This window comes from Amycolatopsis sp. SID8362 (genome assembly GCF_010550475.1).
GTDB classification, from domain to species: Bacteria; Actinomycetota; Actinomycetes; order Mycobacteriales; family Pseudonocardiaceae; genus Amycolatopsis; species Amycolatopsis eburnea.
In genome coordinates this window covers 1-12,403 of the sequence record NZ_JAAGNB010001602.1, presented here as the reverse complement: position 1 = coordinate 12,403, position 12,403 = coordinate 1, and the positions used below count along the sequence as shown (strand labels likewise).

The 12,403-nt window shown below is 70.1% G+C and carries 10 protein-coding genes and 1 pseudogene; 9 read left to right on the top strand and 2 right to left on the bottom strand.

Going from position 1 to position 12,403, the window contains the following annotated elements:
• Window positions 1-220 (top strand): annotated as a pseudogene (locus G3I65_RS49130) (RNA polymerase sigma factor); the annotation flags it as partial.
• Window positions 221-290: 70 nt separating this feature from the next.
• Here G3I65_RS49130 and G3I65_RS49125 read toward each other — a convergent pair.
• Together G3I65_RS49125 and G3I65_RS49120 are read right to left on the bottom strand one after the other, a co-directional pair.
• Window positions 291-989 carry a winged helix-turn-helix transcriptional regulator gene (locus tag G3I65_RS49125; RefSeq protein ID WP_125314957.1) on the bottom strand — a complete coding sequence of 233 codons (699 nt, stop codon included), beginning with the start codon at window positions 987-989 and terminating at the stop codon, window positions 291-293.
• Between the two features lie 68 nt (window positions 990-1,057).
• Window positions 1,058-1,864, bottom strand: coding sequence for an AfsR/SARP family transcriptional regulator (locus G3I65_RS49120; RefSeq protein WP_160702500.1), 807 nt, complete (start codon window positions 1,862-1,864; stop codon window positions 1,058-1,060).
• A 498-nt stretch (window positions 1,865-2,362) separates the two neighbouring features.
• Here G3I65_RS49120 and G3I65_RS49115 point away from each other — a divergent pair, with 498 nt between their 5' ends.
• The 8 genes from G3I65_RS49115 (at window position 2,363) to G3I65_RS49080 (ending at window position 12,018) form a co-directional block, all read left to right on the top strand.
• A complete protein-coding gene (locus tag G3I65_RS49115) occupies window positions 2,363-3,268 on the top strand; it encodes an AraC family transcriptional regulator (protein ID WP_163046888.1) in 906 nt (301 codons plus the stop codon).
• A gap of 31 nt (window positions 3,269-3,299) precedes the next feature.
• On the top strand, window positions 3,300-4,295 hold the full coding sequence (locus G3I65_RS49110; protein ID WP_160702498.1) for a DUF1702 family protein: 996 nt from the start codon (window positions 3,300-3,302) through the stop codon (window positions 4,293-4,295).
• A 132-nt stretch (window positions 4,296-4,427) separates the two neighbouring features.
• On the top strand, window positions 4,428-5,411 hold the full coding sequence (locus G3I65_RS49105) for a DUF1702 family protein (protein ID WP_160702496.1): 984 nt from the start codon (window positions 4,428-4,430) through the stop codon (window positions 5,409-5,411).
• Complete coding sequence (locus tag G3I65_RS49100; protein WP_160702494.1) at window positions 5,408-7,381, top strand: VCBS repeat-containing protein; 1,974 nt, start codon at window positions 5,408-5,410, stop codon at window positions 7,379-7,381. The genes G3I65_RS49105 and G3I65_RS49100 overlap by 4 nt, the downstream gene beginning before the upstream one ends.
• A 5-nt stretch (window positions 7,382-7,386) precedes the next feature.
• The gene (locus G3I65_RS49095) at window positions 7,387-8,391 is read left to right on the top strand and encodes an enediyne biosynthesis protein (RefSeq protein WP_160702492.1); all 1,005 of its coding nucleotides are present in this window, start codon (window positions 7,387-7,389) and stop codon (window positions 8,389-8,391) included.
• The gene (locus G3I65_RS49090) at window positions 8,388-9,764 is read left to right on the top strand and encodes a cytochrome P450 (RefSeq protein ID WP_160702490.1); all 1,377 of its coding nucleotides are present in this window, start codon (window positions 8,388-8,390) and stop codon (window positions 9,762-9,764) included. The genes G3I65_RS49095 and G3I65_RS49090 overlap by 4 nt, the downstream gene beginning before the upstream one ends.
• 35 nt (window positions 9,765-9,799) lie before the next feature.
• Window positions 9,800-10,369, top strand: a complete 570-nt coding sequence (locus G3I65_RS49085) for a DUF5987 family protein (protein ID WP_160702488.1) — start codon at window positions 9,800-9,802, stop codon at window positions 10,367-10,369.
• On the top strand, window positions 10,366-12,018 hold the full coding sequence (locus G3I65_RS49080; protein ID WP_160702486.1) for a GMC family oxidoreductase N-terminal domain-containing protein: 1,653 nt from the start codon (window positions 10,366-10,368) through the stop codon (window positions 12,016-12,018). Before G3I65_RS49085 ends, G3I65_RS49080 begins: the two co-directional genes overlap by 4 nt.
• Window positions 12,019-12,403: the final 385 nt, after the last annotated feature.

Genomic DNA, 12,403 nt, shown 5'->3' with positions numbered 1-12,403 from the left:
CGCGCAGGTGTCGGGCCCCGCGGCGGGCCTGGCACTGCTGGACGGCGTCGACGTGGCGCACCGGGCCGACGCGGTGCGCGCGCACCTGCTGGAGGAAGCGGGCCGCGCGGCGGAGGCGCGGGAGTTCTACCTGCGGGCGGCGGCCCGGACCGGGAGCGGCCCGGAACGCCGTTACCTGCAAGCGAAAGCGGACCGGCTCAGCGGCGACCCGACGACGTGAATGACTCATTCATGTCGCCGGACGACATGAATGAGTCATTCACTGCATCGCGCGAGCCGGGGTGTGGACCTCAGCGGACCACGATGCCGGTCGCCGGCTCCGGGGCCGCCGGGACGTGGAACAGCTGGGCGAACAGCTCCAGGTCGGACAGCTCGCCCTCGATCGCGATCTTGCCCGAGCGCAGCGCCGTCGGCGCGGTGAGCTGGCCGCTCATCAGGTCCAGCAGCGCCGCGCCGTGCACGGCCTTGATGACCAGGTCGGCACCGGCGAACCGGCCCTCGCCGACCTTGACCGCGCCGTCCTCGACGAGGGCGTGCACGATCATGCGGTCGTCGTAGCGGATCTCGAAGTTGATCTGGACGCCTTCCGCGCACTCGGCGCGGAAAGTCGTGTACAGCGACAGGATCGCCGCGTCCAAGGTGAACACGTCGTCGGCGCCGGGGGCGTGCAGCGAGCGGGCGCCCCAGAGGCCGAGGTCGAGCAGGATGTGGTCGAGCTCGCTGCCGTACTGGGTCAGCTCGTAGACCAGGCCCGCGTCGAGCTCGGCGCGGACGCGGCGGCGGATCACGCCGGTCGCCTCCAGTTCGTTGAGCCGGGCCGACAGGATGGACGGCGGGATCTTCGGCAGGCCGGCCTGCAGCTCGTCGTAGCGCTTCGCGCCGAGCACCAGGTCGCGGATGATCAGCAGCGACCAGCGCTCGCCGATGAGCTCGAGCGCGCGGGCGACGCCGCAGAACTGGCCGTAGGCACGGGTGGGTGCAGTGGGCATCGAACGTTCCTCACTTCTTTCTCGGGCGATCCGACGGGTTCGGCGGGTGCCGGGGAAGTCTGGGCGGATCAGCGGTGGTCGCCTTCGGAGATCAGCTCGCGGTGCAGCGTCTGCAGGTCGTCACAGGGTTCGACGCCCAGCTCGCCGGCCAGCCGGGAGCGGAGTCTGCGGTAGACGGTCATCGCGTCGGACCGCCGTCCGCTCCGGCCGAGCGCGCGCATCAGCTGCCCGTGCAGGGCTTCGTCGAGCGGGCTGCCGGTGGTCAGCGAGCGCAGCTCGCCGATCAGCTCGCGGTGCCGTCCGCCGATGATCTCCGCTTCGATCCGCAGGTGCAGCACGCTGCGCCGCTGCTCCAGCAGCTCGGTCCGGTACGCGGACAGCACCGGTCCACAGTGGACGTTCGCGAACGGGGTGCCGGACCAGAGGTCCAGCGCCGCCCGGTAGGCGTCCGCGGCGGCCGAGTGGTCACCGGCGTCCTGGTGCTCGTGCCCGATCTGCTGCAACCGGGTGAAGTCGTGGGTGTCGACCTGCGCCGGATCGATGTGGAAGGTGTAGCCGGACTGCTTGGTGGTCAGCATCTTCTCGCCGTCGACCGCGAGCCCGTTCTGGTCGATGCACCGGCGGAGGTGGTAGACGTAGGTGTGCAGCGTGGTCCGGACCGTTCGCGGCGGGTTGTCCGACCAAAGCTCCCGGATCAGGGTGTCGATGTGTACCATCTTCCCCGGTCGCATCACGAGCACGGCCAGCAGTGCCAGCACCTTCGGGGTCGTCGGAGCGTAGTCGATTCCTCCACGCAGCACTTCCAGCGGCCCCAGTACGGTGAAGCGGACACCACCCTGGTCCGGCTCGTCGGTTCGCCGCTGTTCGGAGTACATGGCAGGCCTCCAGCATCATCAATGCGTCCTCGCGCTCCCCAGTTCGTGCCGCGCGGGTCGGTGGACGGCCGAACTCCGGGCTTCTATCCGAATGTGACAGAGCGGGGCCCTCGCGGCCAGTGAACCGCCCACCAGACTCCTTGTGCGTTCGCCCCGTCCCCGCATGCGTTTCGCACGGCCCGGATGTGCGTCGCGCACCCGCGGCCATCCGGCCGAACCTGGGAGGCGGGCCGTCGAGGGGGTCCCCGGAACGGACCAAACGGGACTCCCGGCCGACCGCGGACGATCAAGGGCGCGGGTGTTGCGCACGCCGGATCCGGGTGTTGCGCACGCCACACCCGGGCGGAACTCCCGCGCCCGGGTAGGTGTCACGCGTCCGGGTCGGACGGACATCGGCATTCCTCGATCGCTCGTCGATCGATCTGCGAGAAGTGGCGTCTTCCCTGGCACCAGGAGAACCAGGAGAACTGCCATCAGGGGAATTCGAGGTTTGGACTGATGATGTTGCGCTCTATAGCGGCTGTCGGGAACGACAGCGAGTTCGGCGAACCGCGCCGCGAGCCGGCGCTCGAGCGAGTTGAGAAGTCGGTCCGGCCCGCCGTCCTGCAAGCGATCTCGTCCATCCAGGAGCGGTACTTCGAGCCGATCACGCTGGCCGAGCTGGCGTCCGAGGTGTTCGTCAGCCGGTTCCACTTCTCCCGGATGTTCGCCGAGGCGACCGGGGTGACCCCCGGCCGGTTCCTCACCGCCGTGCGCCTGTTCGAGGCCAAGCGGCTGCTGCTGACGACGTCGCTGAACGTCTCGGACATCGTGTGCAGCGTCGGCTACAGCAGCGTCGGCACGTTCACCAGCCGGTTCTCGCGGGCGGTCGGGATGACCCCGACGCAGTACCGCGAGCCGCAGGTGGCCGAGCTGCTCGTGGCGATCTCACCGACGTTCCAGCGGCTCCCGCCGCTGCGGACGCTGCGCGCGGCCGGCCGCAGCTGCGCCTCGCTGCAGACCGGCTCCGGCGTGCTGTCGCTGCAGCTGGACATGCCGCGCGGCTCGGCGCCGGCGGACACCCTGGTCGGGCTGTTCGCCGACCCGGTGCCCCAGTGCGGCCCGGTCGCCTTCGGCGGCATGGCGAACATGAACTCCGGTGAGCTGACCATCCACGGCGTCCCGGCCGGGCGGTGGACGGCGATCGCCGTCGCCCAGCACCAGGCGGGCACGGCCGGGCCGCGGTTCTCGATCGGCTACTCGCCGGTGCAGGTGGCCCCGCACGGCCAGTCCACCGGCCGCGTCGGCCTGCGCGCGCCCGCGTCGACCGACGCGCCGATCGCGATCACCCTGGCGTCGAAGCAGTCGCCGTTCACCCAGCGCATGCTCGCGGCCCAGCGGCCGCACCTGCGCGCCGTCGCCTGATTCCCTTCGACGAGTAAGGACCGCTACGACGATGTCCACTGTCATCGGAGTTCTGCGCAAGAAGGTGCTCGCGCCCTCGCTCGCTTCGGTCGGGTTCGCCGACCGCGGCTTCCCGGTCACCCACACCGACGCGACGGCCCGGCTGGAGGCGGTGCCGCAGGCGGTGGTGTGCGGGTTCGAATGGGCCATCGAAGGTGCTTCGCTGTGGGAGATCGAGCGCCGCCTCTCGCTGATCGAGCCGGAGCAGCGCGGGTTCGCCTACGAGGGCGCCACGATGGGCTACACGATCCTAGACGCGATGCCCGGCGGCGGCCGCGACCGCACGCGGGAGCTGCTCGAAGGGCCGGGCCGCCCGCACATCTTCCTGACCTACATCGGGATCGGCTTCGCGATGGCGCGGCTGCCGCGTCCACTGTGGAAGAACATCCTGCCCGAGCTGACCGGGGTGCCCTACCACCCGGTGATGAGCTGGCTCGCCGTCGACGGCTTCGGCTTCGACCGCGCCTACTTCGACACCGGAAAGTGGGTCGGCGAGCAGGCCGAGCCGCAGCCCTACCCGTGGGCGGGCCGGCCGGAGTACTTCGCGCGGGCTTTCGACCAGGGCGTCGGCCGGGCGCTGTGGTTCATCAACGGCGGCAACCCGGAAGCGGCGGCCGCCGCCGTCGGGCGGTTCGCCGAGCGGCGCCGGGCGGACCTCTGGAGCGGGGTCGGGCTCGCGGCGACCTTCGCCGGCGGCAGCGACCAGCACGGGCTCGGCAAGCTGCGGCGGCTGGCCGGCGAGCACTACGACGAGCTCGCGCTCGGCGTGGTGTTCGCGGTCAAGGCCCGCACGTACTCCGGCTACGTCCCGGCCCACACCCACCTCGCGGCCGGCGTGCTCACCGACCTGTCGGTGCAGGGCGCGCAGAACCTCGCGGACCGCACCGAGCGCGCCGACGGCGAGGACGGCCCGGAACCGGCCTACGAACTGTGGCGGCAGCGGATCCGCGACGAATTCGACGTGGCCGCCCGGCGCCGCGCGAGCTGACGCGATTCCGCATTCGCGAAGAGCCCGACTTCTCCCACGCAAGGGTGGAGTAGAGCGCTGACCAGCGAATCTGTGACCGTAGAAGGCGAAGAAGCGACACCTTCCTATTCGACCCGTAAGGGGGAGAGTGCGTTGGGCAATGGTTGGCGCGCGCTCAGACGCCGCATCCTGACACCAGATGTCTCGGAGACTTCGCTGGAGAAGCGGGGTTTCCACCGGAAGAGCCCAGCCGCTCAAGAACGACTCGAGACGGTCGGGGAGAAATTCCTCCTCGGGTACGCGCACGCGGTCGAAGCGCGGTCGGTCGAGCAAGCCGAGGAATGGCTCGAGCAGATCCCGACGCAGTTCCGCGGCTTCGCCTACGAAGGCGCGGGAATGGGGTACGGCGTCCTCGACGGGCTCCCGTTCGGCAAGAGCACGAACATCGCCGAATTCCTCGCCGGGCCCGGCGAGAAGCACGACTACATCATCTACGTCGGCGTCGGCTGGGCCATGTGCCGGCTCCCGCGGTTCGCGTGGCCGAAGGCGGCCGCCTTCGACCCGCTGCTGCGGTGGCTCGTGCTCGACGGCTACGGCTTCCACCAGGCGTACTTCAAGACCGGGAAGTACATCCGGCAGCAGTACCAGCAGCCGGGCTTCTCCTGGCCGGACAAGCGGTACGACGGCTATGCCCTGCGCGCCATCGACCAGGGCATCGGCCGGGCGCTGTGGTTCATCTGCGGCACCGACGTCGAACTGGTGACCAAGACGATCGAGGAGTTCCCCGAGTCGCGCCACGGCGACCTGTACGCGGGGGTGGGGCTGGCCTCGACCTACGCGTGCGGCGTCACCGCCGACGAGCTGGGGGAACTGGTCGACCGCGCCGGGATCCACCACGGGCAGCTGGCCCAGGGGAGCGCCTTCGCCGCCGAGTGCCGGGTGCGCTCGGGCCTGATGATCCCGGAGACCGAAATGGCGGCACGGGCGATCTGCGGGATGTCCGCCGAACGCGCCGCGGCCATCACCCAAGAGGTCCGGCCGGCCGTGGTCGTCGACGGTGACGACGTCCCGGCGTTCGAAACCTGGCGGCAGCGGATCGCCGAAGAAGTGCTGACCCACGGAGGGAAGAACAAATGACCGCGACCTTCGGCTGGCTGCGCAAGCAGCTGGCGGGCATCGTGGCGCTGGTGCTGGTCCTCGGCCTGCTCCTGGTCGCACGGCTGCCCAGCGTCTCCGCCGCCGAGCAGGACAAGATGGCGGACAAGTTCCACTTCACCCCGATGACGATCGCGCTGCCCGCGGCCACGAAGTCGCAGTCGATCCGGACGGTGAACAAGGAGTACGAGCACATCGCCGCGTGGATCTCCTCGGTCGGCGCCGCGATCGCGATCAACGACATCAGCGGCAGCGGCAAGCCCAACGACCTCTGCCTGGTCGACCCGCGCAGCGACCAGGTCGTCATCACGCCGGCGCCGGACTCCGGCCCGCGGTACGCGCCGTTCGCGCTCGACCCCGCCCCGGCGCTGCCGACGTGGGACTACATGGCGCCGATGGGCTGCGTGCCCGGTGACTACAACGAAGACGGCCGCACCGACATCCTGGCCTACTACTGGGGCCGGACGCCGGTCCTGTTCCTGCAGAAGGCCAACGCGACCAAGTTCGACGCGTCGGCGTTCCAGCCGACCGAGCTGGTGCCGGGCAACCACCGCGGGGCCGACGGCAAGTACAACGGTCCACTGTGGAACACCGACTCCGTCACCATCGGCGACTTCGACGGCGACGGCCACGTCGACATCTTCGTCGGGAACTACTTCCCGGACAGCAAGGTCCTGGACCCGAACGCCGACGGCGGCATCACGCTGAACCAGTCGATGTCGCACGCGACCAACTCGGGCGCCAAGTACATCTACCGCTGGACCGGCGCCACGGCCGGGGCGAACCCGAGCGCGAAGTTCGCCGACGCGTCCCAGGGCATCCCGGAAACCGCGCGGCTCGGCTGGACGCTGGCATCCAGCGCCACCGACGTCGACGGCGACAGCCTGCCCGAGCTCTACATCGCGAACGACTTCGGGCACGACCACTTCCTGTACAACAAGTCCACGCCGGGTCACATCGAGTTCGGCGAGGTCAACGGGGTGCGCGGGATCGCCGACCCGAAGTCGAAGGTGCTGGGCCACGACTCCTTCAAGGGGATGGGCGTCGACTTCGGCGACCTGGACCACGACGGCCTCTACGACCTGTTCGTCAGCAACATCACGACGTCGTGGGGCATCGAGGAGTCGAACTTCCAGTTCATGAACCAGGCCAAGGACAACGCGGACCTGACCCGGCAGTTCAAGGACGGGGTCGCCCCCTTCCACGACGACAGCGCCGAGAAGGGCACGGCCTGGTCCGGCTGGGGCTGGGACGTCAAGATCCAGGACTTCAACAACAGCGGGGAGAACCAGATCGCCCAGGCGACCGGGTTCGTCAAGGGCCAGGTCAACCGCTGGCCGAACCTGCAGGAGATCGCCACCGCGCACGACGGCCTGCTGTCCAACCCGTTCTGGTGGCCGAACGCCCGCGCCGGTGACGACATCGGTGGCGACCAGACGCTGCACTTCTTCGTCAAGAGCCCGGACGGCCGGTACGTCGACCTCGCGCCGAAGCTGGGCCTGGCCGTGCCGGTCCCGACCCGCGGCATCGCCGTCGGCGACACCGACGGGGACGGCCTGCCCGAGTTCGCCGTGGCGCGGCAGTGGGAGCAGCCGATCTTCTACCACAACGACAGCCCGAACCCCGGCAAGTTCCTGCAGCTGAAGCTGACCACCGACGCCCCGGTGGCGCCCGGCCCGCTGCCCGCGGCCGGCCCGCCCGCGATCGGCGCCGAGGTCACCGTGACGGGCCCGGACGGCCGGAAGTACCTCGGCCGGGTCGACGGCAGCAGTGGTGAGGCCGGCCGGCGCAGCTTCGACGTCCAGATCGGTCTCGGCCAGAAGGTCTCCGGCCCGTTGAACGTCCACCTCCAGTGGCGCGACCGGACCGGGCAGCTGCGGACGCAGGACCTGAAGCTGGCGCCCGGCCAGTACTCCTACCAGCTCGGTACCCAGGCTAAGGAAGCGAAGTGACCGGCATGGCCACCCCGACTCTGACCAAAGTGGACAGCGCGCCACCGAAGCGGACCAACAAGGTCATCACCGCGCTGCGGCGCTTCGCGATCTCGATCACGATCTTCAACATCGTCGGCTACACGTTCCTCGGCTTCGAGCAGCCGTACCTGTACCCGTTCGTCGCGCTGGCGACCGCGTACACCACGGAGATCCTGCTCGAGATCATCAACGCCCGCGTGACCGATCGCGCGGTCCGGTTCAAGGGCAACGGCTTCCGGGGGCTCGTGGAGTTCCTGCTGCCGGCGCACATCACCGGGCTCGCGCTGAACATGCTGACCTACGTCAACGACCGGATCCTCGTGATGATGTTCGGCGTCGTCGTCGCCGTCGGCGCGAAGTGGGTGCTGCAGGCCCCGGTGTACGGCCGGATGCGGCACTACATGAACCCGTCGAACTTCGGCATCACGGTCATCCTGCTGGTGTTCCCGTGGGCCAGCATCGCCCCGCCGTACCACTTCACCGAGCAGATCCCCACCTGGGGCGGCTGGCTGATCGTCGGCATCATCCTGGTGTCGGGCACGGTGCTCAACGCGCTGCTGACCAACCGGATGTGGCTGATCCTGGGCTGGCTGAGCTTCTTCGTGGTCCAGGCCTTCGTCCGCGGCTGGATCTTCGGCACGTCGATCCCCGGCGCGCTGGCGATGGGTACCGGCGTCGCGTTCGTGCTCTACACCAACTACATGGTGACCGACCCGGGCACGTCGCCATCGAAGCCGGTCTCGCAGTTCGCCTTCGGCTCCGGCGTGGCGCTGGCGTACGGCTTCTTCACCGCCGTGCACGTGGCCTACGGGCTTTTCCTGGCCACCGCGACCGTCTGCCTGATCCGCGGGATGTTCCTGTGGGGCCTGCACTTCTCGAACAAGGCGCGCATCAAGTTCGAAGCCGACCAGGCCGCGCAGAAGGCGAAGCTCGAACTCGCCGCGGCCCCGCCGGCGGACGACGAGAAGCCGGGAGCCGTCGCGGCATGACGGGTCCCACGGACGACACCCGGGCGGCGCGCACCGCGCCGCCCGGGCCGCCGCGCCGGGCGACGATCCGGTTGCTGAAGCAGCTCTTCACCGACCGGCTCGCGCTCATGGGCGACAACGCCGAGGCCTACGGCGACGTCGTCCGCATCGCCATCGGACCCAAGGCGATGTACCTGGTCAACCACCCGGACCTGGCCAAGCACGTGCTCGCGGACAACGCCGCGAACTACCACAAGGGCATCGGCCTGCAGGAGGCCCGCCGGGCCCTCGGCGACGGCCTGCTCACCAGCGACGGCGACACGTGGAAGAAGCAGCGCCGGACCATCCAGCCGGTGTTCCAGCCCAAGCGGATCTCGCGCCAGGCCGGCATCGTGGCGTCCGAAGTGGACGGACTGATCCGGCGGCTCGCCGCGCACGACGGGCCGGTCGAGATCCTGCACGAGATGACCGGGCTGACCCTCGGCGTGCTCGGCAAGACGCTGCTCGACGCCGAACTGGGTGGGTACGAGACCCTCGGCCACTCGTTCGAGGCCGTGCAGGACCAGGCCATGTTCGAGGCGGTCACGCTGAGCATGGTCCCGCAGTGGGTGCCGCTCAAGAAGCAGCTCCACTTCCGGACCGCGCGCGAGGACCTGCGCCGGATCGCCGACGAGCTGGTCGACCAGCGCCTGGCGAACCCGGTCGAGAACGGCGAGGACGTGCTGTCCCGGCTCATCGCGTCGGGTTCGGAAGACGGCGCTTCGCGCGAACGCATGCGCGACGAGCTGATCACCCTGCTGCTGGCCGGGCACGAAACCACGGCGAGCACGCTGGGCTGGGCGTTCCACCTGATCGACGAGCACCCGGAGGTCGCCGAGCGGCTGTACGCCGAAGCCGTCGAGGTGCTCGGTGACCGGCTGCCCGAGTACGAAGACCTGCGACGGCTGACGTTCACCGTCGCGGTGGTCGAAGAGGTCATGCGGCTGTACCCGCCGGTGTGGCTGCTGCCGCGGATCGCCCAGGCCGACGACGAGATCGGCGGGTACCACGTGCCCGCCGGGTCCGACGTCGTCGTGGTGCCCTACACGCTGCACCGGCACCCGGGGTTCTGGACCGACCCCGAGCGCTTCGACCCGGGCCGGTTCACCGCCGCGGAGCGGCCGCCGCGGTACGCCTACCTGCCCTTCGGGGCCGGGCCGAGGTTCTGCATCGGCAACAGCCTCGGGGTGATGGAGGCGGTGTTCGTGCTCGCCATGGCCGCGCGGGACCTCGAGCTGCGCAAGGTGCCGGACAAGGTCGTCGAGCCCGAGGCGATGCTCTCGCTGCGGGTGCGCGGCGGGCTGCCGATGACCGTGCACCGCCGGGAGCGGACGCGGCGGTCCGAAGCAGCCTGACGTCTACTGTGGACATTCGATGAGGAGGTAGGCCGGTGCAACCCGAGGCCACCGAAGAAGAACGCGTCATGAACATGACCCTGGAGGCGTACGCGGACACGATCGTGCCCGGGGAGAAGCGGTTCGACGGCGACCGGGCGGTCGCCGGGGCCGCGCCCGGTCCCGGCTCGGTCGCCGCGGGCGCGCTCGAGCTGCTGAACTTCGACGCGACCGGCGTCACGGCCGGCCTGCCCTACCTCGCGCAGTCGCTCAACGACCACGCGAAGGCCTACGCGGGCGAGGTGGAGCTGGAGCTCGACCACGACGTCGCGCCGTTCGTCGCGCTGCCGTACGAGCACCGCCGCGAGCTGGTGCACCGGCTGACCACGCCGGGGCACCCGGAGAAGGACGGCTGGGTCAGCCTCGCGCTGTTCTGCAACATGGCCTTCGACAGCGCCGCGCACAAGCACACCGCCGAAGCCATCCGCGAGGGGCACCCCGGCCTGCTGGCGCTGGGCTACCAGGCGCCGGACGCCGACGGGTTCTGGCGGTTCCCGAAGTACGGCTACGGCCGCAAGCTGGCCGAGCTCCACCCCGACACCACGCCTTCCGGGAGCCCCGCATGAGTGCGATCGACAAGACCGACGTCGTCATCGTCGGCAGCGGTTTCGGCGGGTCCATCCCGGCCTACCACCTCGCCGCCGGCGGGGCGAAGGTGACCGTGCTGGAGCGCGGGCCGTGGCTGGCCGCGGCCGACTTCGAGCACGACTACCTGCTCGGCTCGTCCTACACCCGCGCGTTCGACTTCGTCGTCGGCGACGGGATGAGCGTGCTGGGCGGCAACTGCGTCGGCGGCGGCAGCGTGGTGTACTTCGCGGCGATGCCGCGTGCGCCCCGCTTCGTCTTCGAGCGCCACGGCAGCATCGGCCGCCGGATGTGGCCGTCCGTGATCTCCCGCGACTCGCTGGAGCCGTGGTACGACCGCGTCGACGAGTCGATCCCGGTGTCCAAACAGGACTGGAGTGACGTCTCCTACGCCGGTGGCCTGTGGGCCGCGGCCTGCAACCACTCGGGGCGCACGGCGAACCCGGCGCCGGTCGCGGTGGACAACGACACCTGCGTCAACTGCAACTTCATGATGGCGGGCTGCAAGTTCGACGCCAAGCGGTCGATGCTGACCAACTACCTGCCCGCGGCCCTTTCGCACGGCGCGGAAATCCGCCCGCTGCACGAGGTTGAAAGACTCGAGCGCACCGAGGACGGCAGCTACCGCGTCCACTTCGACATCGTGGACGAAGAGGACTACCGGGTGCACACCGGCACCGGCGTGATCGAGGCGAAGGTCGTCATCATCGCCGCGGGCGCCGGCGCGACCCCGGTGATCCTGCAGCGCTCGGAGGCGGCGCTGGGCGAGATGCCGCACGGCGTCGGCCGCTACTTCTCCGGCAACGGCGAGCGGCTCAACACCGCGATCATCGACGAGGACCGCGTCCGCGAGGTGCTGGGACTGTCCCGTGAGGACGGTCCGGTGTACTCGGCCAACCACATCGGCAAGGGCCCGACCGTCGCGAACTGGGACAAGCTCGACGGCTCGCTGCCGGAGTATGAGCGGTACTCGCTGGAGCAGCTCTACTTCCCGCCGGGCCTGGGCACGATCCTCGCGCAGGTGCCCGGCGGCGAGGAGCCGCGCTGGTACGGGGCGGAGAAGAAGGAGATCCTCAAGCAGTGGGCCAACTGGCTCACGATCTTCCTGATGACCGAGGACGACAACGAAGGCGTCTTCGGCACCCCGCCGCCGACCGGCAACGCGTACCGGATTTCGCAGCAGATGCTCGGCCGCGGCCCGCTGCGCTACGACCCGACGGAGAACACCCGCCGGGGCTGGGCGCTCGCCGACGCCGACTGCAAGGCGATCATCGAGAAGGACGGCCTGGCGAAGGTCTCGCCGTGGACCAACGACGTCGTCGGCGCCTACACGGTGCACCCGCTGGCGTCCTGCCGCATCGGCGACGACCCGGCGACGTCCGCGCTGCACCCGAACCACGAGCTGCGCAACCACCCGGGCATCTTCGTCACCGACAGCGCGTCGGTCCCGGGCGCGCTGACGGTCAACCCGGCGATGACCATCGCCGCGCTGGCCGAGCGGTCCATCCCGGGCATCGTCCGGGAGCTGCAGTCGCGCGGGGTCGACGTCAAGTACGGTGCGCCGGCCCCGGACGGCTCGATCACCGGACGGCGCGCGGTGTCCAAACTGGACCTGGTCGCCGGGAACTGAGGCACGCCACCCACGAACTCGCGCACTTGCCGGGACCGCCCGATGTGGCGTTCGGTGCGTCCAACGCACCGAACGCCGCATTGGGTGCGTTGCGAGAGCCTGCCGGGCGACCGCGAGGGCCGTTCGGAACTTCGCGTACTCGTCCGGGGCGCGCGGGTTCCGGCGAAGGCGTGCCGGGGCGGCTCGGGCTGTCCCGGGCCAACGCGAAGACCATCACGAACTCGCGCACTCGTCCGGGTGCGCGAGTTCGGCGTTTCAGGAGGAGGGGCCATGGCTCCGGGGCTGGTCAGGATCGCGTTGCGGCGGACGCTGCGGGACGTGAAGTACGTCGACGTCGTGCGCCCGCGGCGGGCGCGAGGGCTCGTGAAAGCCGTCTACCGGCAGG

Bases quoted from the DNA above. Each gene is read 5' to 3' on its own strand.
- G3I65_RS49095 (WP_160702492.1), top strand. From the start codon at position 7,387: ATGGCCACCCCGACTCTGACCAAAGTGGACAGCGCGCCACCGAAGCGG.
- G3I65_RS49120 (WP_160702500.1), bottom strand. From the start codon at position 1,864: ATGTACTCCGAACAGCGGCGAACCGACGAGCCGGACCAGGGTGGTGTC.
- G3I65_RS49115 (WP_163046888.1), top strand. From the start codon at position 2,363: ATGATGTTGCGCTCTATAGCGGCTGTCGGGAACGACAGCGAGTTCGGC.
- G3I65_RS49100 (WP_160702494.1), top strand. From the start codon at position 5,408: ATGACCGCGACCTTCGGCTGGCTGCGCAAGCAGCTGGCGGGCATCGTG.
- G3I65_RS49110 (WP_160702498.1), top strand. From the start codon at position 3,300: ATGTCCACTGTCATCGGAGTTCTGCGCAAGAAGGTGCTCGCGCCCTCG.
- G3I65_RS49125 (WP_125314957.1), bottom strand. From the start codon at position 989: ATGCCCACTGCACCCACCCGTGCCTACGGCCAGTTCTGCGGCGTCGCC.
- G3I65_RS49090 (WP_160702490.1), top strand. From the start codon at position 8,388: ATGACGGGTCCCACGGACGACACCCGGGCGGCGCGCACCGCGCCGCCC.
- G3I65_RS49080 (WP_160702486.1), top strand. From the start codon at position 10,366: ATGAGTGCGATCGACAAGACCGACGTCGTCATCGTCGGCAGCGGTTTC.